The 21,929-nt window shown below is 66.2% G+C and carries 13 protein-coding genes, 4 tRNA genes and 2 pseudogenes; 6 read left to right on the top strand and 13 right to left on the bottom strand.

Going from position 1 to position 21,929, the window contains the following annotated elements:
• Window positions 1-26: 26 nt before the first annotated feature.
• Window positions 27-3,140, bottom strand: a complete 3,114-nt coding sequence (locus GobsT_RS13365; protein WP_010039144.1) for a WD40 repeat domain-containing protein — start codon at window positions 3,138-3,140, stop codon at window positions 27-29.
• Between the two features lie 196 nt (window positions 3,141-3,336).
• Between GobsT_RS13365 and GobsT_RS13360 the strand changes: the two genes are divergently transcribed.
• Window positions 3,337-3,651, top strand: coding sequence for a hypothetical protein (locus GobsT_RS13360; RefSeq protein WP_010039143.1), 315 nt, complete (start codon window positions 3,337-3,339; stop codon window positions 3,649-3,651).
• Window positions 3,652-4,978: 1,327 nt separating this feature from the next.
• On the opposite strand, the pseudogene GobsT_RS40840 reads toward GobsT_RS13360, so the two are convergent.
• A pseudogene (locus GobsT_RS40840) lies at window positions 4,979-6,309 on the bottom strand (IS701 family transposase).
• A gap of 152 nt (window positions 6,310-6,461) precedes the next feature.
• On the opposite strand from GobsT_RS40840, the gene GobsT_RS13350 reads away from it, so the two are divergent.
• The gene (locus tag GobsT_RS13350; protein WP_010039142.1) at window positions 6,462-6,872 is read left to right on the top strand and encodes a hypothetical protein; all 411 of its coding nucleotides are present in this window, start codon (window positions 6,462-6,464) and stop codon (window positions 6,870-6,872) included.
• Window positions 6,873-6,897: 25 nt separating this feature from the next.
• On the opposite strand, the pseudogene GobsT_RS13345 reads toward GobsT_RS13350, so the two are convergent.
• The 3 genes and pseudogenes from GobsT_RS13345 to GobsT_RS13330 all read right to left on the bottom strand — a co-directional run.
• Window positions 6,898-7,341 (bottom strand): annotated as a pseudogene (locus tag GobsT_RS13345) (transposase); the annotation flags it as partial.
• 227 nt (window positions 7,342-7,568) lie between these two features.
• Entirely contained in the window at window positions 7,569-8,090 is a 522-nt protein-coding gene (locus tag GobsT_RS13340) for a hypothetical protein (RefSeq protein ID WP_148087726.1), read from the bottom strand.
• A gap of 828 nt (window positions 8,091-8,918) precedes the next feature.
• Window positions 8,919-8,992 (bottom strand) — tRNA-Asp (locus GobsT_RS13330).
• Between the two features lie 402 nt (window positions 8,993-9,394).
• On the opposite strand from GobsT_RS13330, the gene GobsT_RS39585 reads away from it, so the two are divergent.
• Window positions 9,395-10,099, top strand: a complete 705-nt coding sequence (locus tag GobsT_RS39585; protein WP_010039129.1) for a hypothetical protein — start codon at window positions 9,395-9,397, stop codon at window positions 10,097-10,099.
• Here GobsT_RS39585 and GobsT_RS13320 read toward each other — a convergent pair.
• The 3 genes from GobsT_RS13320 to GobsT_RS13310 all read right to left on the bottom strand — a co-directional run bounded on the left by GobsT_RS13320 (window position 10,092) and on the right by GobsT_RS13310 (window position 13,045).
• The gene (locus tag GobsT_RS13320) at window positions 10,092-11,087 is read right to left on the bottom strand and encodes an IS701 family transposase (RefSeq protein ID WP_010033997.1); all 996 of its coding nucleotides are present in this window, start codon (window positions 11,085-11,087) and stop codon (window positions 10,092-10,094) included. The genes GobsT_RS39585 and GobsT_RS13320 overlap by 8 nt on opposite strands.
• 465 nt (window positions 11,088-11,552) lie before the next feature.
• On the bottom strand, window positions 11,553-12,644 hold the full coding sequence (locus GobsT_RS13315) for a site-specific integrase (RefSeq protein WP_109571109.1): 1,092 nt from the start codon (window positions 12,642-12,644) through the stop codon (window positions 11,553-11,555).
• Window positions 12,645-12,973: 329 nt separating this feature from the next.
• Window positions 12,974-13,045 (bottom strand) — tRNA-Val (locus GobsT_RS13310).
• A gap of 188 nt (window positions 13,046-13,233) precedes the next feature.
• Here GobsT_RS13310 and GobsT_RS13305 point away from each other — a divergent pair.
• Window positions 13,234-13,791, top strand: coding sequence for a flavodoxin family protein (locus GobsT_RS13305; protein WP_010050494.1), 558 nt, complete (start codon window positions 13,234-13,236; stop codon window positions 13,789-13,791).
• 18 nt (window positions 13,792-13,809) lie between these two features.
• Here GobsT_RS13305 and GobsT_RS13300 read toward each other — a convergent pair whose 3' ends face one another.
• The 3 genes from GobsT_RS13300 to GobsT_RS13290 form a co-directional block, all read right to left on the bottom strand.
• The gene (locus GobsT_RS13300; RefSeq protein ID WP_081471997.1) at window positions 13,810-15,819 is read right to left on the bottom strand and encodes an alpha/beta hydrolase-fold protein; all 2,010 of its coding nucleotides are present in this window, start codon (window positions 15,817-15,819) and stop codon (window positions 13,810-13,812) included.
• On the bottom strand, window positions 15,816-16,286 hold the full coding sequence (locus GobsT_RS13295; protein WP_033200040.1) for a MarR family winged helix-turn-helix transcriptional regulator: 471 nt from the start codon (window positions 16,284-16,286) through the stop codon (window positions 15,816-15,818). The genes GobsT_RS13300 and GobsT_RS13295 overlap by 4 nt, the downstream gene beginning before the upstream one ends.
• A 536-nt stretch (window positions 16,287-16,822) precedes the next feature.
• Window positions 16,823-17,122 carry a twin-arginine translocase TatA/TatE family subunit gene (locus GobsT_RS13290; protein ID WP_010047044.1) on the bottom strand — a complete coding sequence of 100 codons (300 nt, stop codon included), beginning with the start codon at window positions 17,120-17,122 and terminating at the stop codon, window positions 16,823-16,825.
• A gap of 466 nt (window positions 17,123-17,588) precedes the next feature.
• Here GobsT_RS13290 and GobsT_RS13285 point away from each other — a divergent pair.
• Window positions 17,589-17,659: transfer RNA gene (locus GobsT_RS13285), tRNA-Gly, on the top strand.
• 467 nt (window positions 17,660-18,126) lie between these two features.
• A tRNA-Met gene (locus tag GobsT_RS13280) sits at window positions 18,127-18,200 on the top strand.
• 577 nt (window positions 18,201-18,777) lie between these two features.
• Here the strand turns inward: GobsT_RS13280 and GobsT_RS13275 are convergent.
• Complete coding sequence (locus tag GobsT_RS13275) at window positions 18,778-19,755, bottom strand: glycoside hydrolase family 16 protein (protein ID WP_010047041.1); 978 nt, start codon at window positions 19,753-19,755, stop codon at window positions 18,778-18,780.
• A gap of 453 nt (window positions 19,756-20,208) precedes the next feature.
• Window positions 20,209-21,771, bottom strand: coding sequence for a D-alanyl-D-alanine carboxypeptidase/D-alanyl-D-alanine endopeptidase (gene dacB, locus GobsT_RS13270; RefSeq protein WP_010047039.1), 1,563 nt, complete (start codon window positions 21,769-21,771; stop codon window positions 20,209-20,211).
• Between the last annotated feature and the right edge of the window lie 158 nt (window positions 21,772-21,929).

The raw sequence follows: 21,929 nt of genomic DNA, 5'->3' as shown, positions 1-21,929 counted from the left end.
GGCGCTCCGAAGCTTCCTCCAGCCGGTTACGGCAGTTCCAGCACGTAGGCAGTGCCGTCGGCGTTGGCGGTCACCACCGACTTCCCGTCCGGCGTGTACGCGGCGCCGTTGATCGTCACCGGCACCACCCACGACCGCACCTCGACGACCTTCTTGTCCTTGAACTCGGTCAGCGACCACGCCTTGATCTCGCGGTCGTTGCTGAGCGTCACGAACGTCTTGCCCGTGGGCGAAACGATCAGCGCCCGCACCCCCGCCTTGTGAGCCGGGCAGTCGGCGATCACGTCCCGCTTGGCAACGTCAGCGATCTTGATCGTGCCCTCCTCGTCGGCCGCGACCAGCAGCTTCTTGTCGGCCGTCACGCCCAGGTCCGCGAAGCCGCGCTGGAACACCGGCCAGTCCCCGCCGATCCGCTCGCCCTTCTCCAGGTCGAAGACGCGGAGGGTGCCGGACTCGTCCCCGGCCACCGCCCAGGCGAGGTCCGAGGTGAAGGTCGCGGAGCGCACGTTGCGGCCCTTGTCGGGCGTCGAGGAGAGCAGCTTGCCCTTCGCGTCGTATATCTCGAAGGCGTTGTTCCTGACCGTGTCCCCCACCGCCTGGCGCGACGCCCACGCGCCGAACCGGGCCGCGTCGGACGCGGTCACCACCGTGTACACCTCGCCGGTCGGCACCGCGGTCGAGCGCGACGGGTTCAGCGCCCAGAGGTGCAGCCGCCCGCTGTCGCGGGTCGGCACGCGGCCACCCATCACCAGCGCGTCGTTCCCCACGAACGACACCGCGAACGGGGTGTCCGCGTTGCCCACGAGCGTGGCCACCTCCTTGCCGGTCGCGATGTCCCAGACCTTGATGGTGTGGTCGATCGCGGCGGTCGCGACGAGCTTCCCGTTCGGGCTGACGGCCACCGCGTTGACCGCGAGCATGTGGCCGCCGGCCGCGCTGGCGGCGTCCAGTTGCGGCAGCTCAAAGATGCGGAGCGTGTTGTCCTTCTCCGCGGCGACGGCCACGAGCGACTGGCCGTTGGGGCTGAACGCCACGGACGTCACCCAGTCCGTGTGGCCGCGAAGCCCGCGCGCCTCGCTCTTGGTCTGAATGTCCCACACCCGGACCACCGCGTCGGCCCCGGCGGTGGCGACGTACCGGCCGTCGGGGGCGAACGCGACGGTCGAGAGCGGCGCGGCGGCGGTGCCGGTCGTGGTGACCGGGCCGTCGAACCGCACGAGCTGCGTGAGCGCCCCGTCCGTGCCCACCGACCACACCCGCAGCGCCCCGTCCCCGCCCACACTCGCGAGCCGGTTCCCGTCCGGGCTGAACGCGACGCACGTCGTGCCGGCGGTGTGCGCCGCCAGCGTCGAAAGCTCGCGCGGCGCGGGGCCGCTCACGTCCAGCACGGACAGGCCGCCGTCCGCGATGCCCACCGCGACCCGCTTCCCGTCCGCCCGAACCGCCACCGCCACCGCGGCCTTGCGCGCGGACCACTTCCAGACCTCTTTTCCGGAGTCCGGGGCGAACCCGCGGACGCTCGCGTCGGCCGAACCGGACACCACCAGGTTCCCGTCTGGGGACGCCGCCACCGTCAGCACCGCGAGCGTGTGCCCGCTCAGCTCCTTGAGCACCTTCTTCGCGGCGAGGTCCCACACCTTCACGACCTTGTCGCCGCCGCTTGCCACCAGCCGGTTGCCGTCCAGGAACACCAGTGCGGTCATCGCGGCGCCGGCGTCGATGGTGGCTTCGAGCTTGCCGGCCTCCATGCTGTACACGCGGATGCTCCGGTCCGCCCCGGCGGCCGCGACCCACTTCCCGTCCGGCGAGGCCGCGACCGCCCACAGCGACTCCTTCGCGTCCTTCAGGGCGCGGTGCTCGTCGGTGGCGTTCAGGTCCCAGACGCGGACGGCCCCGTCCTCGGACGCGGACGCCACCTGCTGCCCGTCGCCGCGCACCGCGACCGCGATGGCCTTCGTCATGTGCCCCTGGAACGACCGCAGCGCCTTCCCGCTGGCCACGTCCCACACGCGAACCGTCCGGTCCTCGCCGCAGGTCACCAGAGTTTTGCCGTCGGCCGTCACCGCCAGCCGGTTGACCGCGCCGCTGTGCCCGACGAACTCGCGGAGCTTGGTCGCCGTGTTCCCGGCGCTCTTGCCGTCGGGGTCAGGCCCCGCCGTGAGGCGGGCCTTCTCGTCCAGCCCGCAGGTGAACACGCTCCCGCTGTCGGCCGCGAACGCCACCCCGAACACCCCGCCCCGGTCCACGCCCTGCACGCTCATCGCGAGCTGGTTGCCCTTGCCCCGGGGCACGTACACCGCCACCTGAGAGTTGTTGTCGCCGAGCGCGACCAGTTTGCCGTTGGGCGAGAACGCGACCCGCTCGATGCGGGCGTTCCGCGAGTTGCTCTTGAACACTTCCTTCCCGCTGTCGGACTCAATCACCCGCAGGATGAAGTCGTCGCCGCCGACCGCGAGCAGCTCGCCGTCGGGGCTGAACGCGATGCTCGTGATGGGCTTGTCGGTCTTGCCCAGGTGGAGCAGCACCTTGATGAGCTTACCGGTCGTCGGGTGCCAGAGGTGAACTTGGTTCCCGCTCGCCGACGCGACCACGTTCCCTTTCGGGTGGAACGCCACGTCGGTCGCGCCGAGTACGTTCGTACTGGTCTTCGTGGGGTCGTCGGTCTGATCGACGTGGCCGCGGTAGGTGACCAGCTCGCGGCCGTTGCCGAGGTCCCAGATCTTGACGGTGAAGTCGCAACTGGCCGACGCGAGCCGCCCATCGGGGCTGTAGGCCAGCGCGTTGACGCGGTCGGAGTGGCGCATCCGGGCCTCGCCCAGCACCCGGGTGACGTGTGGCGGCAGCCCGGACGGCAGGTACGGGAGCTGCCAGCGGGCGTCGCGGACGTGCCGCAGCGCGGCCTTGTAGTTCTCGCCCTTCGCGGCCTCGTCGGCGCGCTTCAACAGCTCGTCGGCCTTCGCGAGCGTGTCCGCGGGGAACTTGGCCTTGACCGCCTGTTCGCGCTCGGTCTGGAACGTCTCGCGGAGGGCCTTCACGTCGGCCTCGGCGGCGCCGGGCGCAGGCGGTTGGGCGCCGACCAGCGGCACCGCGACGCCGGCCGCGAGGAGTAGAACCGCAGCGGATCGAAGAACAGGCACCATGGAGCGGCCTCACGCGGCTTCGGTTCAAGTGGTTGCACAATATGGGGTTCAGTATACACAGACGCCCGAGCGGGGCGAAAGTAACAACCGTGATGGGGTGTGATCCGGGTGAGCGTCACAGAAGACGGTGGCTTTTTTGACACGAGTACGGGAGGATGAGTGTGAGTCCAAATTTCCTCCTGTCAGGAGCCGTCCGATGGCCCGACGCATCACTCCAGAGGTTCTCACGTCCGAGCAACAAGCGGAGGCGGATCGGCTTTTCGCGGCGCTCCAACAGGCTGCCGTTGATGACCTCCGAGAACTGGCGAACCTACTCGCGACCAAGAACGATTCGAACACCTTCGGTGCCACCGAGTACACGGTCCGCGACATCGTCCTGGGGATCGGAGCCAAGGCACTCCAGCACGCCCTCGAGGGGCGGAAAAAAGGGGGTACCACGGTTCCTCGACCACCTGCCCCCACTGCGCCGAGGCCGCCACGTTCGACCGCTGGCGAACCAAGCCCGTCGTAACCGTCGTGGGCACGGTGCGGGCAATGGGGTGTGATCTGGCTGGTGCGCGCTTTCGAGCCGTTTTCGAGTGCGCGTCGGCGTTGCGATGCCGGGAGTTCGATTGAGGTTGTTCGTTGAGTGCCGGATTGGGGTGGGCAACGCCGCGTCCGGCGGGCGGAATGGAGGTACCTCTACAACCACACGCCCCGCACGGACGCGACGATGACTTACAGTACCCACTTGGCCACGCTCCTGTCCACCGGGGCTGTTGCGCCCGACGCCCCCGCGACCTTGCTCCCCCAGGAGATCCGCCCGCAACTCGAGAACCGGCTCGCGGAGCACTTCCGCGCCCTCGTGCGAGAGGTCGTCACCTTCTGCGCGCAACCGATCAGCCCGACGACCGTGTTCGAACTCGAGCACCGCATCGAAGCTCGACTCAAGGAACTGGGCCGGGAAGCGATGGCGTGCGTGTGCAACGGGCTCGAAGGGGGCGACCCGGACGCGTTGCCTTCCCACCTCCCGTCCGGAGGTGACGAGCTCCGCCTCCATAAGGCGAAGACGCGTCGGCACGTGGACACGCTGTTCGGCCCGATCGACCTGTGGCGGCACCTGTATCGCCCGGTCCATCGGGACTCGGCGGAGCGGGCGGTTGCCCCGCTGGCCCGGACCCTCGGAGTGGTCGCGAACGCCACCCCGGCACTGGCCGAGCGGGCCGGCCGATACCTGGCCGAAGCCGGGGCCACGCAACACGTGGTGCACGCGCGGTTGCGGGCTCAGCACCATGTGTCGATGGGGACGGCGCGCCTGCGCACCCTGGCCGCCCATCTGTCCGGGGAGATGGCCGAGGCCCGTCACGGATTGCAGGTGGCGAAGCTGTTGAACCTGTTGGACCAAGCCAACCGCCGTTCCGGGAGCCGCAAGCCGGTGCTCTGGGTCGGACGAGATGGGATCACCCTGCGCGAGTATCGGCGCCGGTTGTACGAAGTGGCGTCGTGTGCCACGGTGACGGTCCTGGACCGGACCGGGAAGCGGCTGGGGACCGTGTATCTGGCGTTCGTACCGGAGCACGGCCAGGGGCGGATGAGCGCCCAACTGACGGCCCTGATCGAGGCGGTCTTGCGTGCGTGGACCGGACCGGTGCCGCGGCTCGCGTATGTCACCGACGCGGGGGATCATGAGACCGGGTATTACCAGCGGGTGCTCGCGACCATGACGCACCCCCGCACCGGGGAGCGGCTGGCGTGGCAACGGGTAGTCGATTTCTACCACACGATGGAGCGCGTGCGGGTGATGGCCGGGTTTCTGTTCGGGGAGGGGACGGCCTGTAGTTTCCGCGAATCGGCCGCGCTCACGCGGCCAGATCCAAGCACCGGTGGGCGAGGTCGCGGATTTTCGCGTGGTCGTGGTGCTCGCCCACAACGGCCTGAATCTCCTGGGCCAACAGCTCGTGTTGCCAGGCCCGGCGCTTGTCCGCGTGGCTCGGGCGCCGGTTCGGGTCGTCCCACGGGGATGCGGATCGGTGCCCCACCAGGGCCTCGGCGTTCTGGTTCCAGGCCCACACCTCGGTCAGGGTGTGGGCCCACGCGCACAGGTGGAAGCACCCCACGTTCGACGGCACCCCGCGCACCTGCTGCTGACCCGCCCCGGCGACTTGTTTGAGATCCCGAAAACAGGTCTCCAGGGTGAACCGGTCGGCCACCCGCTCCAGGATGTCGGCCACGGTCGCGGTGGTGTCGGTGCCGAAGAACGCGACCCATCCGTGGGGCTCGTCCACCAACACCACCCGGATCGCCCCACCGGCCGGGCGCCACGTGGCCACGAACGTCTTGTACCGCTTCTCGACCGACTTCCCGTACACGGTGAACATGCCGGTGCTCCACCCGCCGGGGTGGGCGGCCCGCTTGGCCAGCGACACCCGCTCGGTCCCGTACACCCGCGGCCGCCGGGCCGCCCGGGTACTCGCGCCGGTGGCACCGAGCACAGGGCCGCATCCCGGCGCAGTCGGCTCACCACCGTCACCCCGAGCTTCCGCAGCGGCTTGAGCACCGGCCCCTGGGCGTACGCCCCGTCGGCCACCACCCACACCGCCTTCCCCCACAACGCCAGCCACCCGTGCGCCCACCGCACCAAGCCCACGGCCATGGTCAGCTTGGTTGCGAACGGGGGCCGGTCCGCCGCCCGAACCGCCCCCAGGTTCGCCTTCCGGATGTACCGCCGGGCCAACAGGGGTAACGCCACGACCCCGCCCAGCGGGTGCGCCACCAGCAACCCGAGGACCACCCACACGTGCCCGTACACGAACCCGCTCCCGGCCGGCCCGGGGGTCGGGTTGTGGTGCACCCCGGCCCCTTGCACCTGGGAACCGTACCGCGCCGTCGGGGTGTCATCCAACGCGAGCACGACCCGCGGCCCGGTCACCAACGGCCGGAGCACCTCGACCAACAACCGGGTGGCGATGGCCTCGGCCCGGCGCCCGACGGCGGCCGCGGTGGGGTAGCAGCGGCGGTACTGGGACGACAACCCGGCGGCTCGGATCCAGCAACTCAGGGCCTGTCGCCCGCGGGCCAACAGCACCCCCAGGAACAACAGCGCCAACCGCCGGCCCGAGCGCCGATCCAAGGCACCGGCCAGAATCGAAAACCACTGGCACCGCGGGGCCGGAGTGTGCGAAGATGGCATCGCCGCGTCCGTTCGGGTTGGGAGGTCGTGTGGTAACGCCATCCTCCCGGACGGGCCGGCATTCGTCTACTCCGAACGTACCACCATCACCGCCCGGCCTACAAATTCGCGGAAAGTACAGGACGGCTCAGGCGCGGGGTTGGGCGCGACGCATGGGTGGGCTGTTGAAGAAGCCCAACGGCCCGTTCCGGGTGCTGCACGCGGCGGCCGCGGTGCGGGCCCGCCGGGTGTTGAGCCCAGGGGCGAAAAAGGAGTACCAGACGGCGTACCGGCACATCCGCGAGCGGACCCAGTGGATGCAGTACCACGACTACAAGAGGGCTCACGTGCCGCTGGGGAGCGGGATCTCCGAAGCGGCGTGCAAAACGATCTTCACCCAACGGCTGAAGCGGTCGGGGATGCGGTGGACCAAGACCGGGGCCCAGGTGATCCTGAACCTCCGGGTGGTTCTCCTGAGCGGGATCTGGAATGAGGCCTATCGCCAGATACTCACGACGTATACCCGGAACGAATTACCGACTCCCGAGCCGCAACACGAAATCCCCAAGCAAATGGCCGCGTAAACGGCGCACCAGCCGGATCACACCCCTCTTCGGTCCGTTCCTCGCGCCGCTGTTCCGCCGCACTGACGTCACGCGACCGCCACGCGTAGAACCCCGACCGCGACACGCCCAGAACTCGGCACATCAGCACGATGGAACACTCACCCTTGCGTTCCTCGATCCAGGCGAAGGCCCGTTCGTCTGGGCGGCGAAGAACGCCGTCGCTTTTTTGAGCGATGTCGCGCTCCGCGTCGAGCCGCTTGACGTCGGCCCGGAGCGTGCGGATCTCCTCCTCCTGGGGCGTGAGGTGACCGGAGCCGGGGAACGCATCGACGCCCTTGGTGGCGAGGGCCTTCTGCCCGTCGTGGAGCCGGTTCTCGGTGATGCCCACCCGCCGGGCCACCTCGGCCACCGACAGCTTCTGCTCGGTGATCATCTTCACCGCCGCGAGCTTGAACTCCGACGTGTACGTCTTGCGCTTGTTCGCCATCGGTGTGTCTCCTCGTGATCAGAGTTTACACCGCTTTCCCGCTGCCCACCAAACGTGGGGAACTTCACTGCGCGCGCACGATTGTGGGGTACGGCCTTGCCCCGTACGAAATCGTGTATTTGTCGCACCCGGACGAGGAGAAAATCGTCGGCTTTGAGCTGTTCCCCATCTTCCCGCCGTCCCTCCGTTCTCAGGACGGTAAGCTCACGCAATACGTGCCACAGCGGTTAAGCTCGAGCGGGACATTTCCTACCCAGATCTCCGTCGATCCGAACCGTCTCGCGGTCTTTACTCTTCCCGACGAGCTGCGAGACGATCTCGGCCTCGCGATCTCGGGGCTCGCTCGCATCGACAACACGCGCGGGATGGATCTCGCTGTTCAAGCGGCAGCGGGAAACGCGCGGGCTCACGGGTACAACTTTCAGTCGCACCAGCGCGCCAAGCACCTCGCGGTCGCGGAAGCCACTCGCAACATTGGCTGAGATGCTCGGGGGACGTTCCGCAGCGAGCAGCTTGAGTTTCACATCATCTACCGGCACTTGTTGTTTCAGCGGCTTGTCATCCGCATCCGCGAAGCGATCATCGAGACTCTGAATCAGACCCTTGAGTGCGTCGGTAGTGTCATTAAGCCTTTGGGTCGGCTGCGCGTGGAGGGGCTCCCGACGTCCAACGACGTCGATGACTCCCTTGGCCACCTCGACGCGGGCGATCGGCAATTTAAAGAGTTGCTTGATCCGTTTCTGGGGCACTGACTCCGCACGCCGGCGTGTCCATTTTCGACACCTTGCGTTGGTGCGGAGAACGCGCAGCGAGTGGGCTTCGACGGGGGCAAGATTCCCAGTGCGAACGGGTACCTCGGGTAGCTGCTGGACCAGTTCCTCCAAGACCGCACGAACCGGCGGACCGACGAGTACGCCGGCCCCGTCGAGAACGGTGCGCGGCTCCTGCTGGAGGTTGCGGGTGTGATGGTGTCGGTGTGGGGAGCGGGTCGACATGCGCCACGCGACGACGTGCACTCGATAGGCGATTCGAACCCGGCCGCTACGTTCGGTAACATCGCAGAGCAACTCGGCGGGCGAGGCCTCGCGTTCATCGTAGCACGCGAGGCTATCGGCCCCACCACGTTCGGGCCGGAACTGAAGCGGAAGTTCGGTGGGCCTACATCGCCAACGAGGGGTTCTCGTTCGAGGCCGCGAACCGTGCGATTGCGGCCGGGAAGGCCAACACGGTGGCGTTCGACAAGCTGTTCATTGCGAACTCGAACCTGTCGAAGAGATTCGCGCTCGGTGCTAGCTGAACGAACCGGACCGGAGTACGTCCTACGGTTTTGGCCCTCACGGTTACACCGATTACCCGACGCTCAGTCACACCGTCGGTGAGAGGCCAGCCAGCACTGTAATCGTCAGGGCCGCAGGCACAATAAGCGGACACATGGATTTGCACCCGTGGCACCGCCCATAGCCTTCACGAGATTTCACAGGCGTTCACAGAATTCTATGCGTCTGAGTGGGGCCGCCTGAAGCGGCAGATAAAATAATAACGCCGCAAGGCGTTACCCTAGCGGCGTTTACGTTGAGCGAGGACGACGGGACTCGAACCCGCAACCACCGGATCGACAGTCCGGTACTCTAACCAATTGAGCTACGTCCCCAACTACTTAACATTTTAGCATTCTGAGCGTTAATGACAACTTCTTGTTTCAGGAATTTAGATCCGTTAATTTTCGAGTTACGAAGTGGTGTCAAATTACCACTTCAATTCACAATCGCCTTGCACCCGTCAGCATTTTGCGTGGTCGCCATGTCTGAACCAAATTCTACATCACGGGCACTCGACGGCAAGTGGTCGAAACCGAACAAGTCGGGCTCATGAGACACCGGGTTGGGAATTAGCACTACAGCGCTAAAATCCGCAATTAGTGTGGTGGTTTGGACAATACCCCACGCGGCGGGTGGTGTCCTGTGTTCTGTTCGGCTTGCATGCGGCTGCTGATACGTGGCAAGGAGTTTACACCGTTCGGTGGTGTTTTCCCTCGCGCGGGTCGAGATCGGTGATGGACGACCTGAGTCGGTTCTGCTGCCGGAATGCGGATTGCCCGGACCACGGGAAGCGGGGGCACGGTAACCTGACGGTGCCGGCCCGGTACGGACCGAACCGCACCCGGGTGCTGCGGTGCTCCACGTGCCAGGCCCGGTTCTCCGAGCGCAAGGGCACGCCCCTGTATGGGACCCGGCTGTCGGCCCAAACGGTGACCGCGGTGCTGGCCCACGTGGCCGAGGGGGCGGGCACCCGCAAGACCGCCCGGTTGGTCGGGGTGCATCGGGACACGGTCACCCGGTACATCCGTCAGGCCGGGCACCAGGCCCAGCAACTCCACGACGAGTTGGTGGCCCTTTCCCCCCCCCGGACCAACGAACTCCGGCTCGATGAGGAGTGGAGCTTCGTGGCCCGCGAGGAGAAGAACGGTGCCCCGGAGGACCGGTGCCGCGGCGCCCGCACAAGGCTCGGGTGGTACTCCCGGCATCGGTCATGTGCGCGACCGTACACAAGGAGCGGAAGAGCAACGCGGGTGGTGTTCGGGACCCGGGCCGCAGTGGCCGCGGCGCTCGGCGGTGAGCACGGTTGTGAACACGTGCTTCGTGGGGCGGCACAACGGAACCAATCGGAACCGGTGCCGCCACAAGGTGCGGAAAAGCTATGGGTTCTCCAAGGACTAGGACACGCACCGCGTTCCGCTACTTCAATAGGACTTACGTAGTTGACTTTTGGGTAAGTAGGTATGTAGGTGCGGCGAGGTAGGTTCGCACCGCTTCGCGCACGATGGCCGTCTTGGCCGCGAACCAACTGACGCCGGACTTGAGCCGGTGCCACTCGAGCCGCAGGAACGCGCGGATCGCGAGCCCGATGTGGACCGCTTGGGCCCGGCTCATGCGCACCTGGCACCGGTCCACGTGGCAATGCTGCTTGAGGCCCCGGTGATACTCCTCGATGCCCCACGCGTGCCCGGCCAGAACCGCACGAGTGGCCTCGTCCATGTCGAGGTCGTTGGTGATCCAATGCTCCGTGCCCCCATCACCGGTGGCGATCCGGAACGCCTTCACCAATCCGAACCCCTCCAGGTGCACCACCGTACCGGCGGCCCCGATCGGGCACCCCTCGATGGCCCGATTGCCCGTGCGATCCGGGTTCACCCGCCGGTTGCTCCGCACCCGGGTCAGGAAGTGCCACCCCAGGGCCCGCACCGCCTTCAGGTTGTCCTTGCCCGAGTACCAGGTGTCGAACAGTACCACCCGGGGCGACAGGTCCCGTCCCTTGGCGACCGCCAGCATGGCTCGGAAGTGGTCGTTCTTGGTCTCGGCTCGGGCCGGGTCGGCGAGCCGGTAATCACACGGTACCAGGGCGGCCCCGTCGGTCCACAGCAGGGTCACCAGCCCGATCCCGCTCACCACCCGGCGGTGCCGCCCGGACCAGCACCGGCGCACCAGCCCCATGTGCCGGGCGAACGGCTTGTCCAGCACCGAGTCGTCGAGCACCACGGCACCGCCCGGGCGGACCGACGACCGGGCTTCGTCCCACAACGCCGCTGGGTCCGGTTCCAGCCGGTGCAGCAGTCGGGTGAACGCATCATGCGCGGGCGCCGTCGGATGGTCCGGTTGGGCTCGCGCGGCTTCCGCGGCCGACGCCACCTTGGGGGTGGCGATCAGGAATTGGATGTAGTCCTCGGCGCTCGCACGTGGTGCGTTCATGGCCCGATCATAGACCAACAACACACCATGCGCAAATCCTGCGCCAGCGCAACTGCGTAAGTCCTATTCAATTACAACTTCTGCTGGCCCGTCCGCACCCTGCGCGCCAAGGGCTAGGGCGGCCGGTGCCGGTAACGAACCCCGGCACCGGCCGCCGGGCTCACCGATCACGTGTGGTCACTCGCTGAGTGGCTGGCGTTCCCGGCTGTGCAAAGCAAGTCGGACACCATCCAGAAGGGCTGATCCGAGAAAATCCGGAATGAGTAACGTGCGCGAGTGGCGTGCGCCCCATGTCTGTCGAGCCCGGTAGGCGGTTCACCGACCGCTCGCACGGGCCGCCACCGTTCGCCTTCGAGCGCTCGGCTCCCCCCCCGTTGCTTCGAAGTGATGCGAACCGCCGCGCGAGCGGGCGGAAACGAAAACATCCCGCCGGACGTCGGCGGGGTCGCGCGATCGGGGCGCCGTTCAACCGATCTTCTTGGCAATTTCCGCGGCCAGGGACTCGTTGCGTTCGGCGTACACCTGGGTCACGTCGGCCCGCGAGTGCCCGAGGAGCACCTGGGCCGCCTCCAACCCGTACACGCGCCGCACCTCGGTCCCGAACGTGTGGCGCAACTGGTTCGGGTGCCAGCGGTGCTCGCGCTGCCACACCTTCACCGCGTCCCGCTGCTCGTCGCTCAGGCGTGCCCGCCACTTCGCAACCGACTCCTTCGGCCGCCGGGCCAACGCGCCCGTAGGCGGGAACGCCCGGTCGCAGCCGCGGGTCACGGCAGTCAGATACGACATCCGGGAGTACCGGGCCGCTGGCGGCCGAATCCGCCGCGCCACCCGCTTCGTTTCGTTCCGCGCCATGTGGCTCGGGTACTTCGGTGTTTTCCGCGCGGCGCTCCGCTCGGCCCGGAACTCTGCCACCGCCCGGGCCGGAGAAAACAGATAGTCCGTCGGGTCGTCCGTGAAGAACGGCCGGATCATCGCCTGCGCCTTGGGACCGATCGAAATCGTTCGCGACTTGCCTTTCCACGCGGTCTTGTGACGTACGGGCTTGAACCGCCACACCGCCCCGCTCGTGTCGATGTCGCACCGGCGGAGCACGCACGCCTCTCCCGGACGACACCCAGTGAGCCGCTGGAACTCGACCAATCCGCGGATGTGCCGGTTCAGGAACGGCAGTGTCGCGTCCACCACGTCGTTGGCGACGGGACCAACGGGTTCGGCTTCACGTGCCTTGGTGCGCCCCCGCTGCAACCCGGGAACCGCAGCCAGCGCCTGGTGGACGAGGGGCGAAACCAGTTCCTCGGCCACGGCCCACTTGAACACACGGCGCACCCGTTCGACCCGCGCGTTCACCGTCTTGCGGCCCCACCCCAGATCGACGAACTTCTGGCGCACCGACTTCAGCGCCAGAGGGCCGAACGCGGCCGCCGTCTGCTCACCGTACAGTTCGCGCACGAACCGGCACGCGGTCTTGATGTGCCGCAATTCGTCGGTCGGATTGCCATCGAGATCGCAGTAATGCTGCTGGGCGTGCCGCAAGTACGCAAGCAGCAGTTCGTTCACGAGGAGCCCACTTGCCGGCGGCGTAACGGCGTATGGGGAGGTTTCGAGTTCGAGTTGGAGCCGTGCGAACGCGGTCCGGGATTCGGGGCTGTCCTACGCGCCGGGCAGAAGTTTGTCGTGCCGACCGGAATGGTCGGTCCAGACGGCGCGGGCACGGCCGGATTGTTTATGAGGAAGATAGGAGGGAATGGGTTTGCGTCGAACACTCATAATTGCGGTTCCTAACCGCGAACTGTGGAACGATTCCAAAGTTCGCTAGGTTTGGAAGCCGCACCCGGTACTCACCGGGGTAAGCAGGAACTGCTTCGGCTAAAAGGACTTAAGCAGAGTGGGCGATACAGGATTTGAACCTGTGACTTCGTCCGTGTGAAGAACGCACTCTACCACTGAGTTAATCGCCCGCGATATCCGCAACTCATCGCCGCGGTATTACTATTATGGTGGAAAATGCCGCAAACGGCAAGGTGGATGCGAAATAGTCACCCAGAGCCGTTCCGTGTTTCGCGGTACGAGTGGGTTCGGGTTTCATAAGCAAGCGTCCGCGATGGTACGACGCACCGCCGCGGAACGGTGCCGTTGGGAGGTGTCGATGGGAAAGGTTCTGGTGCTCTACCACTCCGCCAGCGGGAACACCGCGGCGATGGCCCGTCTGGTCGCGGACGGGGCGGCCCTGATCCCCGGGACGGAGGTCCGGCTGCGGGAGGTAGGCGCCGCCGCGCCGGAAGACGTGTACTGGTGCGACGGGCTCGCGGTCGGCAGCCCGACCAACATGGGCGTCTTGTCGTGGAAGATGAAACGGTTCTGGGACGAGGACATGTTCGACCACTGGGGCAAGGTCGACGGCAAGGTGGCGTGCGCGTTCTCGTCCAGCGGCGGGTGGGGCGGCGGCGCCGAGATCGCGTGCCAGTCGCTCCAGATGGTGCTGATGAACTTCGGGTTCCTGGTGTTCGGGGTGACCGACTACGCGGGGCGGAGCACCACCGCCCATTACGGGGCGGTGGCCGCGAAGGAGCCGCGGGACGACGAGGTGAGAAACGGCTGCGTGCTGCTGGGCCGGCGGCTGGCCGAGTGGGTGGCGGTGGTGGCCGACGGCCGCAAGGAGCAGCACCCGCTCGCCAAGCCGGAATCACGGACGCTGCCGGGGTGAGTCCGGCCGCGCCGCCGGTCACTTCGTCGGTTGGAACAGCCGCGGGGCGAACTCGTGGAAGGCGTACCGCCACGTCTGCCACTCGTGCCCCAGGCCCTTCTTGTCGCCGAACGCCACGTTCTTGGCGCCGGCCGTCCGGAGGCCCTCGTATAGCGCCTCGGCGTTCTTGTGGATGCCCTCGTCCAGGCCGACATCCCCCGAGTGCAGGTACAGCAGGGCGACCTTCTTGTCGAACGCGACGGGGTCGGCGAACACCCCGCCGAACGACGTCTTGAGGTCCACCTTACCCACCCCGCTGAACGCTCCGACTGCGGAGAACGTGTCGAGGTGCATCAGGCCGGTCCGCAGGGCCTGTCCGGCGCCCATCGACAGGCCCGCGATGGCGCGGGACTCGCGCTCGGTCTTGGTGCGGTACGTCGCGTCGATCATCGGGATCAGGTCCTTCGTCACCACGTCGTCGAACACCCCGGGGTCGCCCTTGCCGGGGCCGGCCGGTTGGGGCGCGCCCGCCGCGCGGGTGGCGTAGCCCTTTTCCATGACCACGATCATCGGCACGGCCTTCTTCTCGGCGATCAGGTTGTCCAGGATGAAGTTCATGTGCCCCTGCCTCACCCACCCCGTTTCGTCCTCGCCGCCCCCGTGCTGGAGGTACAGCACCGGGTACCGCGTCTTCACGTCGGCGTCGTAGCCGGGCGGGGTGTACACCATGATGTGCCGCGTCTGCCCCGTGACCTTGGACGTGTACCAGCGCGAGCGGACCTCGCCGTGCGGCACGTCCTTGGCGCGGTAGAAGTCGACGCCCGGCTCCGGGACCTCGATCCCGCTCGTCGGGCGGCCGGTGCCGAAGAACGTGTCGCTGCCGGGGTCGTTCACCCGAACGCCGTCCACGACGAGCGCGTAGTAGTGGAACCCGGGGACGACCGGGGGCGAGGTCAGCGCCCAGACCCCGTCGTCGCCGCGGGTCATGTCCCACGGCCCGCCGGTTCCCAGCCCGTAGCCGGTGAAGACCTGGACCTTCTTGGCGTCCGGCGCCCTCAACTGGAACGTCACCCGCCCGTCGGCGTGGACCCGCGGGTAGGCGGCGTTGCCGGTGTTGGTGGAGGCGGGCCGGCCCTCGCCCGGCGCCTTCTTCTCGGGCTGCGGCGCCGCCTTCTCCTGCTCGCGGAACACCAGTTGCGCGAAGCGGTACAGGTCGCTCTTCCACACCTTAAAGTCGTGCGCGCCGCCGGGGATCACGTGGTACACGTGCGGCACCTTCTTCTCGTCGAGCATCTTGTGGACGCCCTCGCTCACCCGCAGGAGCCCGTCCTTGTCGCCGCACGCCACGTACAGCAGTTTCAGCTTCTTGGCCGCGTCGGCGTGGTCCTTGATGAGGTCGCCCGGCTTCTTCGTGTTCGGGGCCGAGGAGAACCCGCCGACCCACGCGAACGTGTCCAGGTTGCCCAGCCCGAAGTTGAGCGACTGCCCGCCGCCCATCGACAGCCCGGCCAGCGCGCGGCCCTCCCGGTCCTTCTTCACCGGGTACGTCTTCTCGACGAACGGGATCACGTCCTTGAGCAGGTCGGCCTCGAACGCCTCGAACGCCTTGGCGTGAGCGAACACGTTCCCCTCCGCCCGGTCGTTCGGCTGCGCCCGGCCGTTGGGCATGACGACGATCATGGGCGCCGCCTTTTTGTCCGCGTACAGGTTGTCGAGGATCACCTCCGGCGCGCCGCCCCGCTTCCATTCCGTCTCGTCACCGCCGATCCCGTGCAGCAGGTAGAGGACCGGGTACGAGCCGCCCTGCTTGTACCCGGGCGGTGTGTACACCAGCATCTTCCGCTTGTTGCCCACGGTCTTCGAGTCGTACTCGACCGTTTCCACCTTCCCCCGCTCGATCCCGTCCCGCTTCTTGTCGAAGTCTTGCGGCGGCGCGGCGAACTTTTCCCCCGCGGCCTCCTTCTTGCCGTCGGGCGGTTGGGCCGGTGTCGGCACGGCCGAACACATCACGGCCGCCCACGCGGCGAGTACCATCATCCGTCCATTCATACGTCGTCCTCCGGAGAGTGAGAGGTCGCAGGGGCAGAAGCCGACTCGGCGCTCAGCCCCCGGGCAACACGAGCCAAGAGTGAGACGAGTGCGCTCGCCTCGTCGGGCCGGAGCGCGCCGAGCATTTGCGCCCGAATCGGCTCGCCCGCCGCCCAGAGCCGCTGAAACGCGCGCTTGCCGTCCGCGGTGAGGGCGACCGTCCGCGCGCGGGCATCGGTCGGGTGGGGGGCGCGTCCCACCAACCCGCGCTGCTCCAGCAGGACGAGCATGGCCCGCACGGTGCTCGGGTCTGACGACATGCGGCGCGACAGTTCCCGCTGGGTGAGAGCGTCCCCACGGTCGAGCGTGGCCAGGAGTACGAACTGGTCGGCGGTGACGCCGAGCGCCGCAAACGCGGCCTCCGACCGGCGGTGGAGTGCCAGATACGCCGCGCGAAGAGCGATGGCGAGTTCGTGTCCATCGGTCATGATGACGGCGAGGTTCAGAAACCGAATCCGGGACGAGTTCGGAAGCCATTCCCCGCTCACGGTGTCCGGAACGGGGGAGGCACACGACTTCGTGCGTAGACGCACGATTATTGTGGATGTTAAGTCACCCCTATGGGTCGCTACTAGTGAGAAAATGGTGAGAGCACACGCGCTCCGACGGTGTTGGCCGTTCGCAGAGCTATTTTCCGTGGATCTTGGGCCGCGAATGAGGAAACAAGCTCAGGGCAAAAGATAGGGGGCGCCGGAATTGAAGTTGGTGAGCCGAGCAGGCGTCAGGGCGGCAGTTTGAACAACTATCAGAATCGAGGAGGGTCGCGGCGTCGTTCCCGATGAGGGGGCCCTCATCGGGAACGACGCCGCGACCCCAAACCATCATGAGCGAGATTAACCGGCAGGTTATGTGTCCCCGGTTTCACCCGCCGGAGTCAATCGTGCGGTCGAACGGCTCGAAGTACCGGCGATACGGCGGCGACTCTTCGGACCATCGCGGCTCTGGCGAACTGGCTGCCGAGCATTTACATCTTTGGCGGCGCGCTGGAAGGAGCCGGGGAATCATCGAACTTTGGCGTACTCGAGGGCGTCACGCGTTGGGGTGCTTTGATCGGTTCGGGCTCAACAGACTGGCGCGACGAACTCGGCTCGCTCACTTCATCCTCGATTCCCCTCAGCCCTTTCTTCACTTCCACCACCGTCTTGCCGAGTGATCGGCCCAGTTCCGGCAGGCGGCGACCGAACAGCAAAACCCCCAATAAGGCCAGCAGCAACAGCTCTTGCGGCCCGATGCCTGGCAGAAAAGCAAACAAATGCATGGACATAACCTTCCTCCTCTTGTGGGGTTGCAGAACGGGGGACTGACTGGATTGTGGAGGAGGTTGAAGGTAACCCCATCGGTGTGCAGCCTGCAGGCTGAAAGAAATTATACACTCTTAACCCCGCAGCGGGCAAGGAGAGCCTTCGGATTTTGCCAAGGTCAGCGGGGCGTTCCGCACATCATACAGTTGACAGGATGATCGCCTTTAAGGCAGGTGAATCCACTCGCTGGGCTTTGTGTCCGCGGGTTCACTGAACGACGCCTCGGCGACGGTTCTGAACTTGTGCCGGTTGCGATGTGCGATCCACGCGCCGCCGCCCGTGTTCTAACGGCTCCGAATTCGAGCACAACACCAGCACGGTGACCCAGTCCAGCCCATTCGCAGTGCGCCTGGACTTCGGAGCCTCGGTGGGAAACCTTCGAAAAAGTAGCCTTGCCCCTGAAACGACTTCCTTTAAAATCTGCTATGTGCGGGATTGGTATATCGGCTGTGCCCAGCCTTCCCAAGGCTGTGAGAGGGGTTCGACTCCCCTATCCCGCTCTGCCTTCTGACTCTCCATAAGTCGAAGCACTTCCACCACTTATGGCGATCGCCGTGAGCGAATTCAAATTCATTAATCCTTGCCAGCACCAAATCGGGCACTGTAAGCCTGTTCCCTAAAGCGTAATGGCATTACCGCCGGAACCTTGGTAAGGCCAAGCGAAACGCATGCGATGTTCGACAGTGAATGGTTAGCAGTTCCGTTAAGGGCCATCGCGTCCCAGCATCTCAGCATTACGCAAGAATTCAATCCGGCCAACTTGGGCGATCGCTGATCCACTTGATTTATGTGACAAAAACCGTGCCAAGCAAAGAGTTACGGCACTCCGCATCCGCTACTGCTCAGCCGAGTTGGATCGGTGGGTCGCCCGGCGAGAAGAAGTAGGCCTGTTGACATGTTCGCCCGAGCCGCTATGATTCCTTTGTACCCGAGTGGTGCCCGCAACGCGGAGCCCACACGGCAATGGTGGGGTGTGGAGCAGCCCGGTAGCTCGCAAGGCTCATAACCTTGAGGTCGCTGGTTCAAATCCAGCCGCCCCGACTTAGAGATGGCGTTTGTTGAGCAAAAGCATCGGTTAGACCTGATGCTGCATGGTCTAACGGTAGAACCCCGGGTGTCCAGAAGGGCATCCGGGGTTCTGCTTTTTTGATGCGTAATCAGGAGCAGGACCGTAGTTGGAATCCGCCGCGGTCGCGAGCGGAAGTCAGTGAGGCGAGAGAGAGGGTGAGACCACGCCACGGTTTGCAGCGATTGCGGCTCTTGAATGTGGGACAGAAAATCGCTGGGTCGGTTTCACCGCTGAGACTGTGCTGGGCGGTAACGAAGTCACCGAGCAAACAGACCTTAATGCCGCCGGGATACTCGCCCCGGCGAACGGGCGCGGCAGCGTGGTACGCGCCGAACGTCTGGCCGGGTTCGCGGTGGTGAGCAAGCCGGTTACCGGGCCGTGATGTACCGAGCGGAACCGCAAGCGATCGCAACCGCTTCTCGACTTCCGCAAACGTGTGCTCGCCCGCCTCGACGGGGCTGGTCGTTTGTTTCACGCGCCGTGCCATTGTAAACCCCGGACCGAGGGAGCGGGCGTGCGCAGTAGACACATGCCGCTCTTTCCGGTTCGTCACTTTCCGAACGGCAACTGGCCTGCGCCGCGCGGCTTGGCGGCGCCGTACCCGCCGACCCTGTCGTACACCCGGACGTAATCGACCAGCATCTCCGCGGGGAATTTCGTCGTCCTGTCCGGCTTGCCCAGGAAGTTGCCGCCCACCGCGACGTTCATCACGAGGTAGAACTCCTGGTCGAACGGCGCCGGCCACGGGTTCAGATCGGCTTCTTGCTTCGGGCGTGCGCCCTTCTCGCCGTCCAGTTTGCTGCTGCTCCACCAAAACGAGTGTGTGCCGGCCACCGTGTCGTCCACCGACCAGCGGACCTCGCCCGGGGTCCATTCGACCGCGTACACGTGGTAGTCCGTGATCGTGCCCTGGTCCGGGAACGTGTAGGTTTTGCTGGCGTGTGCGTTGTTGGGCCAGCGCGAGCCGTAGTGCAGCGTTCCGAGCACCTTCGTCGGCTCCTGGCCCTTCGCTTCCATCACGTCGATCTCGCCCGACGACGCCCAGGTGCCGTACTTGTCGCTCTGCGGGAGCATCCACAGCGCCGGCCACACCCCCTGCCCCGGCGGGAGTTTCGCGCGGAACTCGAACCGGCCGTACTTTTTGCTGAACAGCGAACGGCCGTCGCGCTTTCGGGTCTTCAGCCGTGCCGACGTGTACCCGCACCCCTGGTACGACTCCTTGATGGCGACGATGTGCAACGCTCCGTCTTTGACGAACGCGTTCTCGGGCTCGCGCGTGTAGTACTGCAGTTCGTTGTTGCCCCAACCGCTGATCCACTGGTTGGCGTCGTAGTTGTAGAACCCGTTGCCGAGGTCGAAGTCCCACTTCGTCCGGTCGATCTCCTTCCCGTCGAACTCGTCGGACCACACCAGCTTCCAACCCACCGGGGCCTTGTCCGCGTCCGCCGCTTTCGGCGCGAACGCCGAAACGGCCGCCGCGACCGCGGCCGCACACGCTATCGGTCCTGCGAAGCGAACGGCGTGCATGTCAACGCCCTTTCTGTTGGAAGAGCAACCGCTGTTTAGAAATCCGACACGCGAGAGCAGCCGGCGTGCCGGGGCAAAGAACCTCTCGCCCGGCCACCTTTCTCTGATTCACGATCCGGCTGGTTGTGTCCGTTTCTTGTGGCACACACATTCTTATCGGTGCGGCCTTCTCGCCCCGCACCGACAGGGATGCCTGTGTCACAAAGGCATAAGAACCGGTGGCGGAATGAGCGGCCGGCCGCGGCGTCATTTCGCCCCACACGAGTTTCGTGCTTACGAAGAACATTTTGACAGGATGAACAGGATTTACCGGATGAAGATCGATCAATTTTAAATCCTGTTTATCCTGTTGATCCTGTCAAAATGTTCTTGGCTCCGCCATCGAGTCCCGGGGCGAAATCGACGTGCGTGGTTTGTGGTTCCAACTGTTCACGGAGGGGATACCCAACTCCGTCACGGGCCGTGTTCGTGCAGCACCTCGCACAGCTTGCCGAGCATCTTGCCTTCCCGACTGGATATCACGCCCTTGGGCAGAGGGACGTTGTTCACCATCACGCAGAACAGCAGCTCCTTGCCGTTCTTGGTGGTGAGCGAACCGGCGAGAGCCTTGCTTTTCAGCAGGAACCGCTCGTTGGCCGCGTCGTACCAGAGGAGCGTGCCGGTCTTGGCGTGCGCCTTGCCGCGCGCCGGGCTGTCGTCTTTGACGGCGTCACTCAAGGTGCCGTCAACGCCAAGGATTGGCAGTGCGGCTTTGTACGCGTCCCACTCGGACCGCTTCGACATGCCCTGAAGTAGCTGCACGGTCGCCCGCGCGCTCACGTAGTCGGACTGTGCGCCGCCGGCCCCGCCGCCGAACGAGATCGCGTTGGTGTCGACGCCGAGGTCCTTCAGTACCGCCCGCTCTTCCTTCAGACCGGCGTCGAGTGTGCTGGCCCCCTGAGCGACCGCCAGCAAGCAGGGGATGGCGCTGGCGTACAGGTTGTGGCTCACCTTGAGCGTGACCGTGACCGTGTCCTTGAACGGTGCCGACGCGAGCGCCGCGACCTTGGGCAGCTTCTCGTAATCGGCTTTGGGAGGCAGGAGAACCGCGCCGGGACGCAGCACCGCGCACTGCGCGCGAACGCCGGCCCGCCGGAGCGCCTCCACGAAGAGCGCCCGGGCGAACGACGCCGGTTCGTCCACGTTGAACACGCGGAGCTGCGGCTTTCCGCCCACCGGAACCGTGCCGCGCACCGCGAACTGCGTGGCGCCGATGGGGATCAACTGGATATTTGCTGTGGCGCCCGCCGCGGCGGTACTCACGGTCGCGTCCATCGTGTACAAGCTGGTTTCGGGGCGCATCGTGACCGTCGCGGGGGCGCCCTCTTTTTCGCCGGGGGTGACGACGACATCGATCGCGTTGTCGTTCACCACGATCGGGGTGACGGCGTCCGGACCGCTGCCGCTCCCGCGGGTGCGGGCGAACAGCCGGTCGTCGATCAGCACCTCGCCGTTAATCTCGTTGATGCCGGCGTCCTTGACCTGTTTGGCAAGGGCGTTGAGGCCCGCGAGCGGGTCGGTGTCGGTGACCTCGCAGTCGCCGAACCCGCCGTTCGCGTAGGTGTGGTCTTTGTCCTTGAAGACGGTTCTGCCGTCCTTGGTGCGCCCGCCGAGCATCAGGTCGCCGCTCGCGACGAGCACGAGGTCGCCGCGGAGCGTGCCCTTGAGCACGATGCCGCGCTGGTAAACGGCGGTTTCCCGCTTGTGGTCCGGCCCCAGCGTGACCAGCGCGGCGGCACAGGTGAAGAGCTTCGTCACGGAGGCGGGGGCCAGCATCGCGTCCGGGTTGCGCGCGTAAACTGTGCCCCCGGTCTTGGCGTCCACGATCAGGATGCCCCAGGAAGCGTGCTTGTAATCCGGAGCGCCGGTGATTGCTTCGAGCTTCTCGGCCAGCCCGTCCGGGGGCGCGGCGGGGGCGGGAACGGTGCCGAGAACCACGACCAGCGCGGCCGCGACCAGTGGGCAAACGCGAAGCACGTTGAACCGCCTTTCGGAACCGGGTCGGAAGGTGGAGCTTTAAGGCGCGTGGCGTCATGAGCGAATGGTCGCGGCCTCGTCCCGGCCCGCGCGGACCTCGCGTTTACGAAGACCGATTTTGACAGGACTGGCAGGCCCCACCGGATGACGACCGATCG

The sequence above is a fragment of the Gemmata obscuriglobus genome (genome assembly GCF_008065095.1).
GTDB classification, from domain to species: Bacteria; Planctomycetota; Planctomycetia; order Gemmatales; family Gemmataceae; genus Gemmata; species Gemmata obscuriglobus.
This window is presented reverse-complemented; position numbering and strand designations above follow the sequence as displayed.

Coding starts and splice junctions, on each gene's coding strand:
- GobsT_RS13365 (WP_010039144.1), bottom strand. CDS start 3,140: ATGGTGCCTGTTCTTCGATCCGCTGCGGTTCTACTCCTCGCGGCCGGC.
- GobsT_RS13360 (WP_010039143.1), top strand. CDS start 3,337: ATGGCCCGACGCATCACTCCAGAGGTTCTCACGTCCGAGCAACAAGCG.
- GobsT_RS13350 (WP_010039142.1), top strand. CDS start 6,462: ATGGGTGGGCTGTTGAAGAAGCCCAACGGCCCGTTCCGGGTGCTGCAC.
- GobsT_RS39585 (WP_010039129.1), top strand. CDS start 9,395: ATGGACGACCTGAGTCGGTTCTGCTGCCGGAATGCGGATTGCCCGGAC.
- GobsT_RS13320 (WP_010033997.1), bottom strand. CDS start 11,087: ATGAACGCACCACGTGCGAGCGCCGAGGACTACATCCAATTCCTGATC.
- GobsT_RS13305 (WP_010050494.1), top strand. CDS start 13,234: ATGGGAAAGGTTCTGGTGCTCTACCACTCCGCCAGCGGGAACACCGCG.
- GobsT_RS13300 (WP_081471997.1), bottom strand. CDS start 15,819: ATGAATGGACGGATGATGGTACTCGCCGCGTGGGCGGCCGTGATGTGT.
- GobsT_RS13295 (WP_033200040.1), bottom strand. CDS start 16,286: ATGACCGATGGACACGAACTCGCCATCGCTCTTCGCGCGGCGTATCTG.
- GobsT_RS13290 (WP_010047044.1), bottom strand. CDS start 17,122: ATGTCCATGCATTTGTTTGCTTTTCTGCCAGGCATCGGGCCGCAAGAG.
- GobsT_RS13275 (WP_010047041.1), bottom strand. CDS start 19,755: ATGCACGCCGTTCGCTTCGCAGGACCGATAGCGTGTGCGGCCGCGGTC.